Below are 17,448 nucleotides of genomic sequence, written 5' to 3' on the forward strand. Positions count from 1 at the left end.
AGTGCGCCGTTTACCACACTTGGTGACGTCGGAAGACTGCCCCTCCCAGGGCGACCTGGCCGACGACATGGAGACCCAGCTACTGCCGCACACCGAAGCGGGATTGCCGTTCGATGACCGCGACGTGATGGCACGGCACCCGTGGACGCTACGCCATGTACTTGCTGCCCTAGAAAATCTATAGACCCGGTTCACTGCCGTTGTCCCGACCTTCGGCAGTGAATCGTGCGGGCAGTCGGTATGTCGTCCCCTCGGCGTATCGGCTGCCCGCTTTCCATAAGGAAACAAGATGGCCAGACTTCCCTGTCAGTGGCTCTACCTTGATGGCTTCACGTTTCGCTGGGGCCGTGATGATTATCAGATTGATGTACTCAAGGGCGACGCCGGAGCAACACACGACTATGACGACAAAGTCGCATCGTTCAAAGTCGCCGATGACTGGAAGGATATCAAGGATCTCAGATACCAGGCCCGCGTATGGCTGAAAAAGCTGAAGTCCACCCAGGAAATCCAAAGGAGGAAGTTCGAAATTGAAGCGCAACGAGCCCGACGACAAGGGTAATGAGGACCAGGAGGAAACCAACAGTGAGAAATTCCCGACGCCTGATTGGCTTTGGAACCAATGGTGATTTACCTACGGCCGATCAGGTTAAGATGAACCTGGAGGCTGTGGCGGAGTATCGTTTACACCCCTTCGGACGCTTGCCCCAAAACGTCAAACAAGGTATGCAGGTTCACATGGCCGTGATCACGTACCCGGAGAGCAAGTGCTACATATGCAACGGCCGCAAGGTCATCGCGGTATCGATCCGGGACGACGACGGGGACGAGACCTTCGAGGATCGGACATGTGTTCGCTGCGGGGGCAAGGGCGTTCTCACGGACGGCTTCGGGCTTGAACAAATTCCAGAAGTGCGGGAACCGCTTTGGCCGAGTCAGACGTGTATCTGTGAGTACGAGCGAGACGGACCGATGGGGCACCCTAAGTGCCCCGCGCGATAAGGAGAGACCTAATGCAGCCAAACACCCCCAGCCACAAGACACCGCCTAGGTGCCCGGTGTGTGGCCACAACTTCTGCATTTGCCCAAAGACGAAGTCGTAGAAACAAAAAAGACCCCCTCCCGGCCTAAGCCAGGAGGGGGTTCTTCGGGTTCTTGTGTTCTCTGACAGTTAGAATGTACCGGTGATGCTTGGTGCTGTCCCAGAACGCCGACAGTCTACACGAGCCCGTTCCGTCGTTTCCAGTCAACCAGGTTGACTTGGTATCGGCACCTAGCTTCCGCATACCACTTAAGGTAAGCCTGACTTTCTTGGTTCGCCATAATCGCCAGGATCGGCCAAACCAGCCACCAGATCCCACAGGTAACGAAACCAAGGAAGAAGTGCAGCAGGTGATTGCACGGCTTCGGCGGATTCGCCACAGGCTCTACGGGCATCGGGTCGTGGCCGTACGGAACGGGGTAAGTCATCTCAGAAATCTCCTTCAGCGACCTGGAGGCAGGTCAGGCCCAGAGACCTCCACATCTCGACTACCTGATTCCGGTCGTCTAAGACGAACTCGACCCTGCAGTTGTGCCGGATGTGCTGGTCGAACAGCTCTTGCTTCACTACATTATCTTTCCGGGAGTTTCCGGTATTACGCATGAGCAGGCGGAAGCCTGCTAAGAACCCACCGAAGACATGGTCGTCAATCCACTGCATCGTGTCGGCTCGGCACGTGCCTGGGCGACCCGAGGTGAAATGGTGCGCGATTCGGCTTGCGCCACAGAAGTTCAGCTGGCACCACGTGATCACGTAATCACTCCGTCGCCGACCACCCCCCTTCCGACCTGGCAACGAACCCGCCCAGTTCCAACTCCGGCAGCAGCGCCCGGACCTTGCCCAACGGCAGCCCCGAATCCCGCGCCAACTCGTCCGCGCCGGCGCAATCCACACCGGTCAGAGCATCATGCAAGCGCCGCGCATCCGGATGCAGCCCATCGGTACGGCGGTACTGCGCAGGGATTTCGACCGCCGGCAACGCGCCGAGCGGGCTCAGCGCCTCCAGGACCTCCTGGGTACAGGTAACCAGCACAGCCGCCGCCACCGCCACTTCGGACAGCACCGCCTTGCCACGGACCCACAACGCGATCGGCTCGGCCATCCCCGGCAAGTCAACCGATCTCGCCCCGGACAAACCATCGAACGCCTCACGCGGCCATTCAGGGTCCTCCGGCACGACCAGCCGAACACCCGCGGACTCGGCGGCCACCAAAAGCTGTTCGCCCGAGACGTGCCATCGCCGCGCCTCACCCCTCGATGCGCCCTGTTCACCGCGCCCGGTTTCGCCAGTCCGGTGCCGCCGCCGATCAGTGCCGGGATCGACAGCGTCGGGTGCGGCGCCACGAACGGCGGGGTCCGGATCAGCGCAGTCCCTGGCAGGTCGCCGGCCACCGAGCGGATCGCGGTGACCTCCAGCGCCTCGGGCGCGGTCAGGTTCGGCAACAGCCCGCACAGCCGCTTGGCCAGCATCGTCTTGCCGGTACCCGGCGGTAGCCCAGGAACAGAAGCGCCCCCGGCATCCCTAGTGCCGGGGGCGCTTCGTTGTGACTCTCAGAACCGGTCGGACCTCACCGCGGAGATGAATGCCGACCAACGGCCGGCGGTAGTGGTGAAGTAGCCGGCACTGCGGTCCTTGGTGTCCCGGACGCAGCGTGTGCCGTCCGGTAGTTCGGCGACCTCGACACAGTTCCCGTTGTTGCCGCTGTAGCTCGACGTGTGCCAGGTGAGGTGCCGCAGGTCATCGCTGGTCATGGCGGCAGCCTTTCATCTCTCGCTGTATTGCTTGGCCACCCTACCTATGAGCTTGGCGGACTCATCGACAGGTAGGGACGCGGTGCGCAGCCGTTGGAACGCGGTTGCATACGCCTGGATCACGTTCGCGTCCTCTGGGTAGTTTGCCGCAGCTACGTCTTCGACGTAAACCACTGCTCCCGTGGACTCCAGCTTGAGCAGCACGAATGCGGCCTTCGCAATGAACGCCTCGTCCTTGTTCGGTGTGGCTGCTGGCCGGAAGGGCAGGACGTGCAGCTGCAGGTTCGGCAGCTCGGTGAGCTTCTGCAGGTGGTCAAGCTGTTCGCGCATCACGTCGTTACCGCCGATGACGCGGTGAAGGGCAGCCTCGTGCAACACGACACTGACCAGCGCGCCCTCCTTGGTCAGGATGGACGTGCGGTTCATCCGCATTTCGACCTGTTGGTCCAGTTCGCGGTGCGACGCGAGTGGGCTGCCCGCTTCCAGCAGAGTGCGGGCGTAGTTCTTGGTCTGGAGCAGGCCGGTGACGACTTCGTATTCGTAGATCAGCAGCTCGGTCGCCTCTGACTCCAGCACGAGGAAGCGTCGAAACCAATCCGGTACCGAATCACGGTACGTACCGCGCCGACGCGGCTTCGGAACCGCAGCCAAGCGCAGCGCCTCGGCAGTCGCGGAGTCGTCCGCGCCGTACAGCTCCAGCAGAGAACTCACTTCGTCCGGCTGGATGCGCTGCTTGCCGTTCTCCATCTTGCTGATCTTCGCCGGTGAACATCCGAGGTGAGCCGCGGCCGCGCTGGCTGGCAAGCCGGTTGCTTCTCGCAGCCTGCGCAGCATGATGCCGAGCTGGATCAGCACGACCTGTGGATCGTCGGTCGCCAAACTCCTATGCCTCCTCCGTGGTCATCGAGCCGAACTATGAGACCACATGCGGTGGTGATCTGACTTCACCCAGTTGCGGTATCGATCACTCGAAACTTTCGAGTTATGTTTACAGTGCGGTTCATGAGACGCAGGACACGCTATCTACTCATCAATCATCCGGTGCAGTAACCGCCAGAGAAGAGGCGATGACTATGCCGCACCCCTTCCACTGGGTGCCTGCAGACGGGAAGCGGCACGCCAGCACCGACCCCAAACCACACAAGGGCTACCCGGCCGGCTTCGTGGTGGCCACCCTGTGCGGCTACCAGCTGGCCGCGGAAAGCACGACGCTGTCGTGGTTCTGGGAAACGTGCCCGACCTGCAACGACAAGGCTCACGCGCTCGCTAATACGCCGATGCCGCCCGTAGCAAGTGCGCGATGAGCGCGAGGAACGCCGACCGGGCAGTCAAACTCGCCGACTCGTTAACGAACGCGGCCGTCCTGCTAAAGAGTCTATCCAATTCGGTCCTCTTTGGACGAGCGACGGATGAGGATCTGCTGGAGACCGAACGGTTGTTGTGCGAGCTGGTCGACATGCTAAGGGACCGGTGCGCGGCCTATGTGCCGCCGCGGGTGGTCGACTCGGAACGGGTCGAACGCTGACGGCCGCGCTCGTCTCCATGCCCGGCTCGGCGTTGGCGGGCTCGCGCTGTGGGCGACGTTCTACTACGCCCCGGCGCGCCACGCTGGTAGCGGCGAGGGGGCGCTGACGGTTGCCTATCTGGTCGCGCGGGTGGAGGCCGAGGTGCGCGGACATGGCCGGCATCGGCTCCGCGAGCCGGTCGTAATGCGCGGCGATCTGGCCGATGCGCTCGCCCTCGAGGAAACCCGGCACCTGCCACTGGTCGAGTCAGGTTTGCCGGTCGACGACCGGGAAGCGATGGCGCGGCACCCCGGAATGCTGCGGCGGCTGCTCGCCGCGTTGCAAAGCCTGTAGACCCGGTGGGAATGCCGCAGCCGATCCAAACCGGTGTTCCCACCGCAACCACGTGCCTGCGCCGTCGCCTACACGTCGGCCAGGTACACGGATGGTCAGGCGACGGAAGCCCCCGGCGTCGTCTGACCATCCACTCCAGTTCCCCGGCGCGGAACGGCCGACCGATCCGACATGGCGGCCGTGGTGGCGTCGACGAGCGGCAGTGCGCCGCAACCGGTCCCACCGCGCCGGGGGACCTGCCACGCTATCCGGCGCGGCAAACTTCAAGAGGGGGACGGCGTGTCGGCGGTCGGTGATCTCGATCAGGCATTGGCGCAGGTGGTTGATCGGATCACGGCCGCCCTCGGCCTTCTTACCGCCGCACAGGACGCCTGCGACGAAGCCGGTGAAGTCCTGGGGTTCGCACTGGAAGGCACCACCGACCCGGCGGCACTGGAAGTCCTCGCGGCGGTGGAGCCGACAAGCGACGAGTTGATCCACGCCTACCAGGCGGCACACCGCGTAATCGAGCTGATCACCACCTACCGCCGAGGTCTGGAAATCCAGCAAGCCGTCGACTCCACCCCACCCAGCGCGGCGCACCCCTCGACCGTGGGCCGGATTCCGACCGACGCCGCCCGTGACCGGACGTGGGCCGACCAGGTGCGTAAGCGGTTGCCGAAGTGGATGGACGGAAACCAGACAACCGGATTCGGTTATGACCACGACGGCACCGAACACCGCATGACCAGCGGATATGACCTGTCCCTGTCCGAACCAGCGCGGCTAACCTTGCACAATTCCGAGACGTTTCCGACCGACGATCGCGGAGCGCCGACGGTGACGTTGCACGTTGAGGTGAAGTATGCGCAGATGATGCGACGGGCCGGGCAGACTTACGGCGTCGTGATCATCAACAAGCTCATGTGCGATGGGTGCCGTGACGCAGTGCCCGAGATTCTGCCGCAAGGGTCGGTACTGGCAGTGTGGGAGCCGGGCGCGGCGCAGCCGCACATTTTGAAGGGTGCAGCGAGGCCATGACAGCTACGGACACCACGACCGTGATCACGGTTGTGTTCAACGCCGACTTTTACTACGCGCGCAGCGCCGCCGAGGTCGCCGGCCTTGTGCGGATGATCGTCGAGGAGCCTCCGGGGCTGGTCTGCACGGTGTATGTGTGGGACCGCCCATGCCTTTCGTTCCGTGAGGCGGGCGGTCCGGCATACCCGACCGGTCGGCTACGGGTCTCGACGTCGCCCGCCACCGGTTGGGGCGCAATGAACTACTGGGACCACGGCACACCAGACGGCCGTGTAGTCGATTCGCTCAATCCTGACAGCGGCGAGCGCGCACCCGTCCTGTGCTTGGACACCGACGGGGCCGACTTCCCGGCATCCGCCGCGCTGCCGCTCGACCAAGTGCGCGAGGCAGTCGCCGAGTACTGCCGTACCGGGGCGCGGCCGACGTGCGTGCAGTGGCAGCCGGGCAAATGGACCTGACCCGGAAACGACGAACGCGCCCCCGCACCCGACCGGTGAACCGGAAGGATGCGGGGGCGATCGTGTTTGGTTCCCGGCCGCGACCAGGGGGTGGTGTGGCGGCCGGGCATTGGCGAGGCTACTTGACGGTTGAGCGCGAGTCCATGTAGGTCGGCGGCGTGGCCGAGCCCAGCAGCACACGCGCAACCGGCGCGGGCAACCGTGGTTCGGCCCAGCGCAGCGAGGCGTAGACGCCGCCGGGCACCACCGTCCGCAGCCACGAACGGAACTGGTCAGACCTTGGCGTCCCTCCGCGCCACGTTCACGTCCACCTGCACAATGGCGTCTGCAATGATGGTGCGTACGGTTTCGCTGATGCGCGCGATCAGCTCGTCAGCGTCGAATTCGCTTCCGGTGATTGCGGTGGCCAGCGTGCGGATCGTCTCGGCCTGCGTGGCGAGCAGGGCACGGGCCTGGAACCCGTAGGCGTCGCCGTTGAGGGCTGCGTCTGCGATGCTGAGCTTGACCTCGGATCCGGCTACGCGCAACGCGCGCCGTTCGCACCACAGCAGAAATTCAGCTGTCAGCACGTGATCACGTAATCACTCCGTCGCCGACCACCCCCCTTCCGACCTGGCAACGAACCCGCCCAGTTCCAACTCCGGCAGCAGCGCCCGGACCTTGCCCAACGGCAGCCCCGAATCCCGCGCCAACTCGTCCGCGCTGGCGCAATCCACACCGGTCAGAGCATCATGCAAGCGCCGCGCATCCGGATGCAGCCCATCGGTACGGCGGTACTGCGCAGGGATTTCGACCGCCGACAACGCGCCGAGCGGGCTCAGCGCCTCCAGGACCTCCTGGGTACAGGTAACCAGCACAGCCTGACCGGACCGGACCATCCCGTGGCAACCCACCGAATTCTTCGACGTCACAGGCCCAGGCACAGCCAACACCGGCCGTCCCAACGCATCAGCAGTGTTCGCGGTGTTGGCCGCGCCACTACGGGCACTGGCCTCGACCACGACAGTGGCCTGGCCCACCGACGCGATCAGCCTGTTCCGGACCAGAAAACGATGCTTCCGAGGCGGAGTACCCAGCGGATACTCGCTCACGACGACACCTTGACCGGCGATGGCGCGCAGCAACCTACCGTGCCCCGCCGGGTAATCGACATCGACGCCGCAGGCGAGGAACGCAACCGTCAACCCTCCCGCCGCGAGCGCACCTCGATGCGCGGCTCCGTCGATGCCATACGCAGCCCCGGAGACCACAGTGAACCCCGCGGTCGCCAACCCGTGACCGAACTCCGCCGCCACATGCTCGCCGTAGCCGGATGCGGCTCTGGCACCCACCACGGCCACCGCCTGCTCCGCCACTTCGGACAGCACCGCCTTGCCACGGACCCACAACGCGATCGGCTCGGCCATCCCCGGCAGGTCAACCGATCTCGCCCCGGACAAACCATCGAACGCCTCACGCGGCCATTCAGGGTCCTCCGGCACGACCAGCCGAACACCCGCGGACTCGGCGGCCACCAAAAGCTGTTCGCCCGAGACGTGCCATCGCCGCGCCTCGACCTCCGCCACGACATCCGGCGGCGCCTTCTCCCGCCGGATCAAGCCGACCGCCCGGCACGGGCCGCGCTCCGCGACGAACCCCGCCAGCGCCGGGGCCGGCGGCTCGGCAACGGCAGCCAGGAAAGCCCTGGCGGCCAGCAACTCCCGCTTCGCCCTCTCCGCCATCGCGGTCCACCTCGTCATCACGCCGCCCTCCTGTCCCGGAACTCCAAGGCCGCCGCCACGTGCTCCGCATCCGGTCGATCACGCCCATCGAGATCCGCCAGCGTCCACGCCACCCGCAAGCACCGGTCGGCGCCCCGCGCCGTGATCGCGCCGACCTCCAGCCCCCGGTCCAGCAGTCCCGTCACCTCGACCGGCAACGTGAACTCCCGCCGCAACACCGGCCCCGGGACCTCGGTGTTGGTCTGCCACCCGTGCGCAGACCACCGCTCCCGCGCCGCCGCCCGCGCGTCCTCCACCCGCTTGCGCACCGCCGCGGTGCCCTCCGGCTCGGCGCCGCCGCGCACGGTCATCGCGGTGATCGGGCGCATCCGAACCCGCAGGTCGACCCGATCCAGCAGCGGCCCGGACAACTTGCCGAGGTAGCGCCGCCGGACCTGCGGCGCGCACTGACAGTCCAGGTCGCGAGCCGGCGCGCACGGACACGGATTCGTCGCCAGGACCAGCTGGAACCGCGCCGGGTAGCGCAGCGTGCCGTCGCGCCGGGCCAGCCGGACCTCGCCTTCCTCCAACGCCGTTCGCAAGGCCTCCAATCGTTTCGGCCCGAGCTCGCAAGCCTCATCCAGAAGCAACACCCCTCGATGAGCGCTGCTGACCGCGCCCGGCCTCGCCAGCCCGGTGCCGCCGCCGATCAGGGCCGGGATCGACAGCGTGGGATGCGGCGCTACGAACGGCGGAGTCCGGATCAGCGCAGCCGCCCCCGGCAGGTCGCCGGCCACCGAGCGGATCGCCGTGACCTCCAGCGCCTCGGACGCGGTCAGGCTCGGCAACAGCCCGCACAGCCGCTTGGCCAACATCGTCTTGCCGGTGCCCGGCGGCCCGACCATCAACAGGTGGTGGCCGCCCGCCGCGGCGACCTCCAGGGCCCACCTCGCCTCGGGTTGCCCCAGCACGTCGGAGAGATCCGGCACGTCCTCGGTCGGCGGCTGGTCGACCGGCGGCGGCCGGCGATCGAGCTCGCCGAGTTCGCGCAGCCAGGCGACGACGTCCCGCAGATGTCCGGCGCCGAGCACCTCGATGTCTTCCACCAGGTGCGCCTCGGCCAGTTCCTCGGCGGGTACCACCGCGCGGCGCATGCCCGCCCGGCGAGCGGCCAGGAGCGCGGGCAGCAGGCCGCGGACCGGCCGGATGCGCCCGTCCAGGGCCAACTCGCCGAACAGCACCGTGCCCGCCAGCCGGTGCGGCGGGACCAGTTCCGCCCCAGCCAGCACCGCGCAGGCCAGCGCCAGGTCGTACGACGTACCGGTCTTGGGCAGCGCGGCCGGTGACAGCGCCAACGTCACGCAGCTCGCCGGCCAGTCCTCCTTGCAGTTCTGGATCGCCGCGCGCACCCGGTTCTTCGACTCCTGCAGAGCCGTGTCGGGCAGGCCGAGGAGCTGCACAGATGGCAACCCACCCTTGCGCACGTCGGCTTCTACCTCGACGAGCACGCCGTCCACTCCGAACAGCGCGACCGCCCAGGTCCGTCGCAGTGCCATCTAGAACACCCCTTCCAAGTGCTTGATGCGCGGCCGCTTTCCCGGCGGCCACAGCACCGCGACGACGTCGAAACGCACCCGGCAACCCACCAGGCCACGCGCGGCCAGCCAGGACTGCGCCACGCTGCGGATCCGGTTGATCTTCTCCGGCGCGATCGCGTAGCTCGGTCCGCCGTAGTCCGTGCCGGAGCGCGCCTTGACCTCGCAGCACACCACGGTGTCGCCGTCGGTGGCGACGATGTCGAGTTCTCCTTGCGGGCATTGCCAATTCCGGTCCAGCACGGTCAGGCCGCGGCGTTCCAGGAGCGCGGCCGCCAGCCGCTCGCCCTCGGCGCCCAACGCATGTCTGCGGCCCCTGGTGTCGTCATCGGACAGCTGACCCACGACCTTCTTCCGGTCCACGGCTTCCTCCTCGATTCGTGTTCGGGGTTTCCGTGCCGGTATCCGGAAGCGCACATGAGCGAGTTTCACCAAGTACGCCAAGGGGTTCGGGCACGTCGATGTATCCAAGGTGCCCGCATTCGGAACCGATCTCCAGTTATTTTCGAAATCTGTGGATAAATCCGTCTGCTGTGGACAACTCTCCTTACCCGGAGGAGTGAGAACAGTTGTCGTTTAAGCAAAAATCGCTTCGCATACTGCGAAATTTGCAGAATCCGCCGATACGGGAATTGGGGTCACGCAGCATTTGCACAAAGGCTTGCAGAAAGAAGAAGCCCGGGCGGTCGGATTCGACCACCCGGGCTGTGCGAGATCGGGATCAGGAACCGAACGGGCCGCTCTCCGGCAGCCGGAGGTCCGGTTTGTCCAGCTCTTCGACATTGACGTCCTTGAACGTGATCACCCGCACGTTCTTCACGAACCGCGCCGGCCGGTACATGTCCCACACCCACGCGTCCGACATCGCCACCTCGAAGTAGACCTCCGAGTCGGAGTTACGCACCTGGACGTCCACGACGTTGGCCAGGTAGAAGCGCCGTTCCGTCTCCACGACGTAGGTGAATTGCCCGACGATGTCGCGGTACTCCTTGTAGAGCTGCAGCTCCATCTCGGTCTCGTACTTCTCGAGATCCTCGGCGCTCATCGCTGTACGAGCCCTTCTGCATTGCCGTTCGGACTACAACGCCTCATTGTCCACCACATCCCCCTCCGAAGCATCGAACAACCCGGGCTTGCTGGTCACGGTGCGCGGCGAGCGCATCCCGTGCCGCTGCGCCGCGGCCACCACGTTCGCGTAGGACCACCGGTGCTCGGCGCAGGGGCCGAGCCGCGTCAGCCGGGCCGAGTGCACGGGCGTGCTGTACCCCTTGTGCTCGTCGAACCCGTAGTCGGGGAACTCGACGTGGAGCTGCGCAGTCATCAACCGGTCCCGGGTCACCTTCGCCAGCACCGACGCCGCGGCCACGCAGGCCGCGACCAGATCGCCCTTCACCACGGCCACGCTGGGCGTCGCCAGTCCCGGCACGCGGAAGCCATCGGTCAGCACGTAACCCGGATGGGGGGTCAACTGAGCGACCGCACGCCGCATGCCCTCCAGGTTCGCCACGTGGATGCCGAGCGCATCGACGTCCTCGGCCGGGATCACAATGGTGGACCAGCTCAGCGCCCGCTCGGTCACGCGGTCGTACAGGCGCTCCCGGTCGGCCTCCGAGAGCACCTTCGAGTCCGTCAGCCCGTCGAACCGCCGCGCGTCCCCAGGGCGGAGCGCGCACCCGGCCACCACGAGCGGACCCGCGCACGCGCCACGCCCGGCCTCGTCCACTCCTGCCACCGGCCCGAGGCCCCTGCGGTCCAACGCGCTCTGGAGAGCCCAGTTACCACTGCTGCGCCGGATCACCGACCTCGGCGGCCGGAACGCCGCCACCGTCACGTCGACGTCACTCCGACGATCGTCTCTTGTTCACCACACCGACGAGCCTACGACCCAGCCACAGCGTCGGGAACGCCGCGGCGAACCCGACGCCCATCGGCACCCCGGTCTGCCAGGACGGTGCGCCCAGCGCGGTGGTCTGCGGGTTCGGTTCCGGGATGCTCTGCCAGCGGGTCGGCGGCAGCACGATCAGCTGGGCCTTGCCGATCACATTCTCGACCGGCACGGCACCGTTGATACCGCCACCGCCCTGCACCCGCGAGTCCGCCGAGTCGTTGCGGTTGTCGCCCATCACCCACAGATGCCCCGGCGGCACCGTCACCGGCTTGAACTCGTCCTGACCGACGCCGCGTCCGGGCTCCCAGTACAGGTACGGCTCGTTGAGCGGCTTGCCGTCGACCAGCATCCGGTTCTGCGCGTCGCAGCACTCCACGGTCTGGCCGCCGACGGCGATCACCCGCTTGACGAAGTCCTTCTCATCCGGAGCGCCGAAGCCCAGCAGCGACGCCGCGCCCTGGAAGAAGCCGGCGACGGGATTGGACGGCACATCCGCCTCAAACTCGTTCTGCACCCAGGGCTGCGGGCCGCGGAACACCACCACGTCGCCAGGTTCCGGATCGCTGAACCGGTAGGTGACCTTGTCCACCAGCACCCGGTCGTTGTTGCAGCCGGTGCACCCGTGCAGGGTCTGCTCCATCGACTGCGACGGGATCACGTACACCCTGGCCAGGAACGCCTGGATGAGCACCGTCAGGACGAGTGCCGTGACGATCAGGATCGGCAGCTCGCGCCAGAACGAGCCCTTCTTCTTGCCCTTGGGCTTGCGGCTGCGGGAACCATCCCCCGGCTCGTCCGGGGCACCGCCGGGGTGCTCCGCACCGTTGGGGTCTTCCGCTGATCCGCTGCGCATGACGTCGGCCACCGGGCCAGGCTACTGGAACCGCGGCGGCCGCCGACGTGCTCCCCCGCCTCGGGCACCTGATTCGAACGCCCAGCGGCACGGCTTTGACGTGCGCTTTTCCGGTACATCCGATTCGAGGGAACGGGACGACACCACGCGGACCAGCCGGTGACCACTCGAAGGTGGAACACCCGACCGCCACCGGTGCACGACCGCCACCGGGCAAAACGCCTATCCACGGCACGCGAAACGGCCCAGGTGCTTGCACCTGGGCCGTTCGGTGGTTCCGAGTGGAACGCCGATCAGGAAGCCGGCGCGGTCTCGCGCTTCTCCTTGATCTTGGCCTTCTTGCCGCGCAGCTCGCGCAGGTAGTACAGCTTCGCCCGCCGAACGTCACCGCGCGCCACGACCTCGATCTGCGCGATGTTCGGGGTGTGCACCGGGAACGTCCGCTCCACACCGACACCGAAGGAAATCTTGCGCACGGTGAAGGTCTCCCGGACGCCACCGCCGTGCCGGCGGATGACCACGCCCTGGAAGACCTGGATCCGCTCGCGCGAACCCTCGATGACGCGGACGTGGACCTTCAGCGTGTCGCCAGGCCGGAAGGCCGGAATGTCGGAACGCAACGACTGGGCGTCCAGCGCGTCCAGGGTGTTCATCGGTGGTCCGTCCTCATCCGTGTCGAAGGCACCCGTGTTCTCGCATGTCGATGACCCGACCTACTGGTGGGCACCGCCTGACACGGGGTGAACTTGCTTGTGAGCCCGCCGAACCTGACGTTCGGCTGCATCAACCGTTCCAGTGTGCCAGATCCGCATTTCGGCGTCTGAACCGGCCCCACCGACGCGGGGGTCAGCGCGGCGCGTCTCCGGCATTCCGGGACTCGTCGGAATGCTCCGACTCCCGCAGCTTATCGAGTTGCTCGCGGTCGGCCGCGTCCAGGGTCCCCGCCGGCAGCGCGGCCAGCAGATCCGGGCGCCGCCGGTAGGTCCGGGCCAGCGCCTGATCGCGCCGCCAGCGGGCAATCGCGGCGTGGTTACCGGAACGCAGCACGTCCGGCACGGCGTGCCCGCGCCACACCTCGGGGCGGGTGTAGCAGGGGCCTTCCAGCAGGCCGTCGGAGAACGAGTCCTGCTCGGCCGACAGGGGGTTGCCCAGCACGCCTGGCAGCAGCCGGGCCACCGCCTCGATCATGACCAGCGCGGCGACCTCGCCGCCGACCAGCACGTAGTCGCCGATGGAGACCTCCTCCACCGGCATCCGGGTGGCGGCGTCGTCGATCACCCGCTGGTCGATGCCCTCGTAGCGACCGCAGGCGAACACCAGCCAGGGCTCGGCGGACCAGCGGATGGCGGTGCGCTGGTCGAACGGCCGCCCGGCCGGGGTCGGCACCACCAGCCGCGGCGCGGGGGAGTCAGCGGATGCCGCAGCAGCGCCACAAACACCGTCCAGCGCTTTGCCCCAGACGTCCGGCTTCATCACCATGCCGGGGCCGCCGCCGTAGGGGCTGTCGTCCACGGCCCGGTGCACGTCGTGCGTCCAGTCCCGCAGGTCGTGCACGCCGACCGCGATCCGCTCGCGTTCGATGGCCTTGCCCAGCAGCGCTTCCCGCAGCGGGGCCAGGTAGTCGGGGAAGATCGTGATGACGTCGATGCGCATGGGGCGGTACTTGTCTCCGAACTCGTCTTGCCTAGCGGTGCCGGCAGCGGCCCCCTGCGGGAGTTACCGTCGCCTTCTCGACTCCGGGGTCCCCCGGCTTACGTATGTCCAAATACGCGGCGCTGGGCTTTCCTCGCGAGATAGCTCGGGGTGCGGGGTGTCCCCGCAGGATACTGTTGCGAACCTGCGGCGGTGCGAGTCGCGTAGGCGGGCCAAGCGGCTGCGCCGCTTCAAGAGACGAGACCAGATCGCGTTCAAAGGCGGGCCCTGAAACACCCCCACCGGACGGCGAGGGCGGTTTTGCCTTGCTGTTGCTGGTGCGGCGTCACTCCGCGTCGAGCAGGCCTTCCGGCGGGTCTACGACGAGGCGACCGGTGGCGAGATCGACCTCGGGCACGATCTCGGCCACGAACGGCACCAGGACCTCCCGGCCGTCGGTGGTGCGCACGGCCAGCAGCTCGCCAGCGGGCGTGTGCAGCACTTCGCTCACCGCGCCCACCTCGTCGCCGGAGACCAGTTCGACCCGCAGGCCGGTCAGCTCGCGGTCGTGGAACTCGTCCGGATCACCGGTCGGTTCGAGGACGTCGGAGCGGACCGTGAGCAGCACACCGCGCAGGTCCTCGGCGGCATCCCGGCCCTCGACACCCTCCGCGCGCACGAGCAGCCGCCCGGCGTGCTGCCGGGCGGCTGTCACCGTGAGGTTCTGCGCGCGGACCACCCCGCGCCGCTGGACCCCGAGCACCGAGCCGGGAGCGAACCGCAGCTTCGGACTGTCGGTGAGCACCTCGACGACGAGTTCTCCCCGGATGCCGTGCGGTCGCACGACGCGGCCGACGGCCAGGATTTCCAGCTCGGGCTCGTTCATGGTCGTGCTCAGCGGTCGGTGTCGACCACGTCGACCCGGATGCCGCGCCCGCCGATGCCGGACATCACGGTCCGGAGCGCCGTCGCGGTGCGCCCACCGCGACCGATGACCTTGCCCAGGTCGTCCGGGTTCACGTGCACCTCGAGGGTGCGACCGCGCCGGGTCGTGAGCAGCTGGACGTGGACATCGTCGGGGTTGTCGACGATGCCGCGCACCAGGTGTTCAAGCGCGTCCGCGAGGACCGTCACGCCTGACCTTCCTCGGACTTCTGCTCTTCGGCCTTGTCCTCAGCCTTGTCCTCGGCCTTCTTCGCACCCTTCTTCTTCGGGGTGGTGGCCTCGGTGGTGGGCTCCTCGCCGGCGGCGGCCAGTGCGGCCTCGAACAGCGCCTGCTTGCTCGGCTTCGGCTCGGCGACCTTCAGCCGACCCTCGGCACCCGGCAGGCCCTTGAACTTCTGCCAGTCGCCGGTGATCTCCAGGATGTTCTGCACCGGTTCGGTCGGCTGCGCGCCGACACCTAGCCAGTACTGCACCCGCTCCGAGTTGACGATGATGCCGCTGGGGTTCTGCTTCGGGTGGTACTGCCCGATCGTCTCGATGGCCCGGCCGTTGCGGCGGGTCCGGGCGTCGGCGACGACGATGCGGTAGTGCGGCTCGCGGATCTTGCCGATCCGCGCGAGCTTGATCTTCACAGCCACGGGTGCTGGTGCTCCTCAGACTCTCGTTCGTGCTCCGGTGAGCATGCCCAAGCCGCGTGGGGCAGCGGAGTGGAATGCTCGTACGTCAATGGGCCACAAGCGGTGAGAGGGACCCCTCGCGGCGAACAGCATCCCATTGTGCCAGATACCGCGGCCGCCGTTGCCACGGACCCGGGGCCAGCAGGCACCGCTAGGCCGGGAGCAGGCCGAGGGAGATCAGCAGCAAGCCGAGCGCGGGCAGGAAGTTGTTCACCTGGTGCGCGACCACGCTCGCCGTCAGCCGCCCGGTGACCAGCCGGGCCACGCCGATCGGGATGGCGATCACCAGCAGCAGCACGGTGCGCTCCGGCTCCAGGTGGCCGATCGCGAAGACCGCGGTGCTGAGCACGAACACGTTCAGCTGGCTCCAACGCAGCCGTTCCATCGCGCCCCAGAGCAGCCCGCGGTAGAGCAGCTCCTCGCACAGCGGCGCCACCAGCCAGATGTGCAGGAAGATCACCACCGCCAGCGCCGGTGGCAGCTGCACCCCGTCGACCAGGCTGCTCACCGTGGACTGCCCTTCGCCCGGGCCCATCCACTTCATCCACAGCATCGAGGCGATGGTCGTCGTGACCAGGCCGACGCTCCCGATGGCCAGGCCGGTGGTGACGTCCGACCAGTGCCATTCGAGGCCGAAGTCGAGGCGCGGGCCGTTGCCGCGCACCACGGTGATCACCACGGCCACCGCCCCGGCCAGCACCGTCGGCAGCACCAGCATCACGACCAGCGTCACGCTGTCGGGGCTGCCCAGCGCGGCGGCGAGCGTCACCGAGACCAGCACGAAGATCGCCTGCGCGAAGAAGAACGCTCCGAGCCCCCACCGGTGGGTCCGAGCCGACTCCGGCTCCGGCGGGGTGGGCGGCAGCGATGCGTTCGCAGCGGGCTCGGGCTGCTTCGGTGTGTTCACGGGAGCCTCCGTGGTGCCGATCGGCGGCCGCTTGCCTGATCATGTCGGCGTTCGGACGCCGACGGAGTCGCCAGGCTATACCCGCCGGTACCGCCGACGGCAGCGAATTTCAGCCGGCGACGGCGAACAGCAGCAAGGCGGGCAGGAAGTTGTTCGTGGCGTGCGCGATCATGCTCGCCACCACCCGGCCGGTGATCATCCGCGCGGCCCCGATTGCCAGGCCGCCAACGAACAGCACCGGCGTGCGCCACACTTCCTGGTGAATAAGCGCGAAGATCAACGAGGTCAGCACCAGGATCGCGTATCTCGGGATGCGGTAGTGCTCCAGGGCGCCCCAGAGCGCACCGCGCATGAGCAGCTCCTCGGTCAGCGGGGCGCCGAGGAAGGCGAACAGCGCGAACAGGAACAGCCAAACGGTCCGCTCGCCCTGCATCAGCCGGGTCAGATCGGTCTCCGGGGGCGGCCCGGAGATGGCGATTATCACCACTGCCAGCACCCAGGAACCGACCAGCGCGATGGCCCCGCAGGCCAGCCCCACCTTGAAATCGCGCCGTTTCGGCAGGATGCCGAAGTCCGAGCGCAGCCCGTTGCCGCGCCACCAGGAAAACGCCGCGGGCACCAGGCCGAGCAGGATGTTCGGGGCGAAGGCCAGCAGCAGCAGCGGCCCGGTGTTGGGCGGCGCTGTCGGGTCGAACCCGTTGGCGCGCGACGGCCGGATCGCGTGGAGGATCAGCACGACCAGGTAGTAGCCGCCGTAGCCAATGAAGAACGCCGCGAAACCCCAAGCCAGGGAGCCGCGGCGGGCAGCCTCCAGCTGCGCCTCCCAGAACCGCGGGTGCAGGTCCGCGTCGGTGGTGTCCTCAGCCGGGGGCATCGGCCGCGCGGCCGGCGTCGACGGCGGCTGGGTCGGTTCCTTAGGCGGCTTCGGGAACTCCCGCTCTTCCCGCTCGGGCAGCTCGTCCACATTGGCTCCCTCGACGATTTCACCCTAGGTGCTCGACGAACGCGCTGCGCCGCGCACTCCACGATGACCTGGTGAATCGGAGATCGAACCCGGAAGCAACCGCTGGCGTGAAGGATGACGGGGACCCTCGCCCGGCCACGCCGGCCAAAGGTGCCG

The 17,448-nt window shown here is 67.3% G+C and carries 22 protein-coding genes and 1 pseudogene; 5 read left to right on the top strand and 18 right to left on the bottom strand.

The genetic code is table 11. The annotated features are described in order from the left end of the window. Nucleotides 1-289: 289 nt before the first annotated feature. Nucleotides 290-562: a hypothetical protein gene (locus tag FDZ84_RS05145; protein WP_168584946.1), complete on the top strand. Its 273-nt coding sequence runs from the start codon at nt 290-292 to the stop codon at nt 560-562. A 1,237-nt stretch (nt 563-1,799) separates the two neighbouring features. Here the strand turns inward: FDZ84_RS05145 and FDZ84_RS05150 are convergent. The 4 genes and pseudogenes from FDZ84_RS05150 to FDZ84_RS05165 form a co-directional block, all read right to left on the bottom strand. Then, the gene (locus FDZ84_RS05150) at nt 1,800-2,252 is read right to left on the bottom strand and encodes a hypothetical protein (protein WP_246868812.1); all 453 of its coding nucleotides are present in this window, start codon (nt 2,250-2,252) and stop codon (nt 1,800-1,802) included. A 38-nt stretch (nt 2,253-2,290) separates the two neighbouring features. After that, nucleotides 2,291-2,533: pseudogene (locus FDZ84_RS05155) on the bottom strand (ATP-binding protein); the annotation flags it as partial. Nucleotides 2,534-2,593: 60 nt separating this feature from the next. Next, entirely contained in the window at nt 2,594-2,794 is a 201-nt protein-coding gene (locus FDZ84_RS05160) for a DUF397 domain-containing protein (RefSeq protein ID WP_168584947.1), read from the bottom strand. Between the two features lie 12 nt (nt 2,795-2,806). Next, complete coding sequence (locus tag FDZ84_RS05165; protein WP_210435432.1) at nt 2,807-3,673, bottom strand: helix-turn-helix transcriptional regulator; 867 nt, start codon at nt 3,671-3,673, stop codon at nt 2,807-2,809. 188 nt (nt 3,674-3,861) lie between these two features. On the opposite strand from FDZ84_RS05165, the gene FDZ84_RS05170 reads away from it, so the two are divergent. The 4 genes from FDZ84_RS05170 to FDZ84_RS05185 all read left to right on the top strand — a co-directional run bounded on the left by FDZ84_RS05170 (nt 3,862) and on the right by FDZ84_RS05185 (nt 6,131). Further along, nucleotides 3,862-4,098, top strand: coding sequence for a zinc finger protein (locus tag FDZ84_RS05170; protein WP_210435433.1), 237 nt, complete (start codon nt 3,862-3,864; stop codon nt 4,096-4,098). A gap of 177 nt (nt 4,099-4,275) precedes the next feature. Beyond that, nucleotides 4,276-4,653, top strand: a complete 378-nt coding sequence (locus tag FDZ84_RS05175; protein WP_246868813.1) for a hypothetical protein — start codon at nt 4,276-4,278, stop codon at nt 4,651-4,653. A gap of 279 nt (nt 4,654-4,932) precedes the next feature. Then, nucleotides 4,933-5,673, top strand: a complete 741-nt coding sequence (locus tag FDZ84_RS05180) for a DddA-like double-stranded DNA deaminase toxin (protein WP_210435434.1) — start codon at nt 4,933-4,935, stop codon at nt 5,671-5,673. After that, on the top strand, nt 5,670-6,131 hold the full coding sequence (locus FDZ84_RS05185; protein WP_168584949.1) for an Imm1 family immunity protein: 462 nt from the start codon (nt 5,670-5,672) through the stop codon (nt 6,129-6,131). Before FDZ84_RS05180 ends, FDZ84_RS05185 begins: the two co-directional genes overlap by 4 nt. Before the next feature lie 272 nt (nt 6,132-6,403). Here FDZ84_RS05185 and FDZ84_RS05190 read toward each other — a convergent pair whose 3' ends face one another. From FDZ84_RS05190 to FDZ84_RS05255, 14 genes are all read right to left on the bottom strand, one after another. Next, complete coding sequence (locus tag FDZ84_RS05190; RefSeq protein ID WP_168584950.1) at nt 6,404-6,700, bottom strand: hypothetical protein; 297 nt, start codon at nt 6,698-6,700, stop codon at nt 6,404-6,406. A gap of 12 nt (nt 6,701-6,712) precedes the next feature. Then, a complete protein-coding gene (gene dprA, locus FDZ84_RS05195; protein WP_168584951.1) occupies nt 6,713-7,870 on the bottom strand; it encodes a DNA-processing protein DprA in 1,158 nt (385 codons plus the stop codon). Continuing rightward, the gene (locus tag FDZ84_RS05200; protein WP_168584952.1) at nt 7,870-9,387 is read right to left on the bottom strand and encodes a YifB family Mg chelatase-like AAA ATPase; all 1,518 of its coding nucleotides are present in this window, start codon (nt 9,385-9,387) and stop codon (nt 7,870-7,872) included. Before FDZ84_RS05200 ends, dprA begins: the two co-directional genes overlap by 1 nt. Beyond that, nucleotides 9,388-9,789: a YraN family protein gene (locus FDZ84_RS05205; protein ID WP_168584953.1), complete on the bottom strand. Its 402-nt coding sequence runs from the start codon at nt 9,787-9,789 to the stop codon at nt 9,388-9,390. A 358-nt stretch (nt 9,790-10,147) separates the two neighbouring features. Further along, nucleotides 10,148-10,471 (bottom strand): DUF2469 domain-containing protein, encoded by a 324-nt coding sequence (locus tag FDZ84_RS05210; RefSeq protein WP_010305976.1) that lies wholly within the window; start codon nt 10,469-10,471, stop codon nt 10,148-10,150. 33 nt (nt 10,472-10,504) lie between these two features. Beyond that, nucleotides 10,505-11,257 (bottom strand): ribonuclease HII, encoded by a 753-nt coding sequence (locus tag FDZ84_RS05215; RefSeq protein ID WP_210435435.1) that lies wholly within the window; start codon nt 11,255-11,257, stop codon nt 10,505-10,507. Between the two features lie 7 nt (nt 11,258-11,264). Next, nucleotides 11,265-12,179 (bottom strand): signal peptidase I, encoded by a 915-nt coding sequence (lepB, locus tag FDZ84_RS05220; protein ID WP_210435436.1) that lies wholly within the window; start codon nt 12,177-12,179, stop codon nt 11,265-11,267. A 281-nt stretch (nt 12,180-12,460) separates the two neighbouring features. Beyond that, on the bottom strand, nt 12,461-12,820 hold the full coding sequence (rplS, locus tag FDZ84_RS05225) for a 50S ribosomal protein L19 (RefSeq protein WP_168584954.1): 360 nt from the start codon (nt 12,818-12,820) through the stop codon (nt 12,461-12,463). A 193-nt stretch (nt 12,821-13,013) separates the two neighbouring features. Next, complete coding sequence (gene trmD / locus FDZ84_RS05230) at nt 13,014-13,820, bottom strand: tRNA (guanosine(37)-N1)-methyltransferase TrmD (RefSeq protein ID WP_168584955.1); 807 nt, start codon at nt 13,818-13,820, stop codon at nt 13,014-13,016. 325 nt (nt 13,821-14,145) lie between these two features. Beyond that, complete coding sequence (gene rimM / locus FDZ84_RS05235) at nt 14,146-14,685, bottom strand: ribosome maturation factor RimM (protein ID WP_210435437.1); 540 nt, start codon at nt 14,683-14,685, stop codon at nt 14,146-14,148. 8 nt (nt 14,686-14,693) lie between these two features. Then, nucleotides 14,694-14,933: an RNA-binding protein gene (locus FDZ84_RS05240; RefSeq protein WP_168584956.1), complete on the bottom strand. Its 240-nt coding sequence runs from the start codon at nt 14,931-14,933 to the stop codon at nt 14,694-14,696. Beyond that, nucleotides 14,930-15,382 (bottom strand): 30S ribosomal protein S16, encoded by a 453-nt coding sequence (gene rpsP, locus FDZ84_RS05245; protein WP_168584957.1) that lies wholly within the window; start codon nt 15,380-15,382, stop codon nt 14,930-14,932. Before rpsP ends, FDZ84_RS05240 begins: the two co-directional genes overlap by 4 nt. Nucleotides 15,383-15,572: 190 nt before the next feature. Beyond that, complete coding sequence (locus FDZ84_RS05250; protein ID WP_168584958.1) at nt 15,573-16,328, bottom strand: CPBP family intramembrane glutamic endopeptidase; 756 nt, start codon at nt 16,326-16,328, stop codon at nt 15,573-15,575. 109 nt (nt 16,329-16,437) lie between these two features. Further along, nucleotides 16,438-17,292 carry a CPBP family intramembrane glutamic endopeptidase gene (locus tag FDZ84_RS05255; protein ID WP_246868814.1) on the bottom strand — a complete coding sequence of 285 codons (855 nt, stop codon included), beginning with the start codon at nt 17,290-17,292 and terminating at the stop codon, nt 16,438-16,440. Between the last annotated feature and the right edge of the window lie 156 nt (nt 17,293-17,448).

The organism is Saccharopolyspora sp. ASAGF58, from assembly GCF_012277335.1.
Classification (GTDB): domain Bacteria; phylum Actinomycetota; class Actinomycetes; order Mycobacteriales; family Pseudonocardiaceae; genus Saccharopolyspora; species Saccharopolyspora hattusasensis.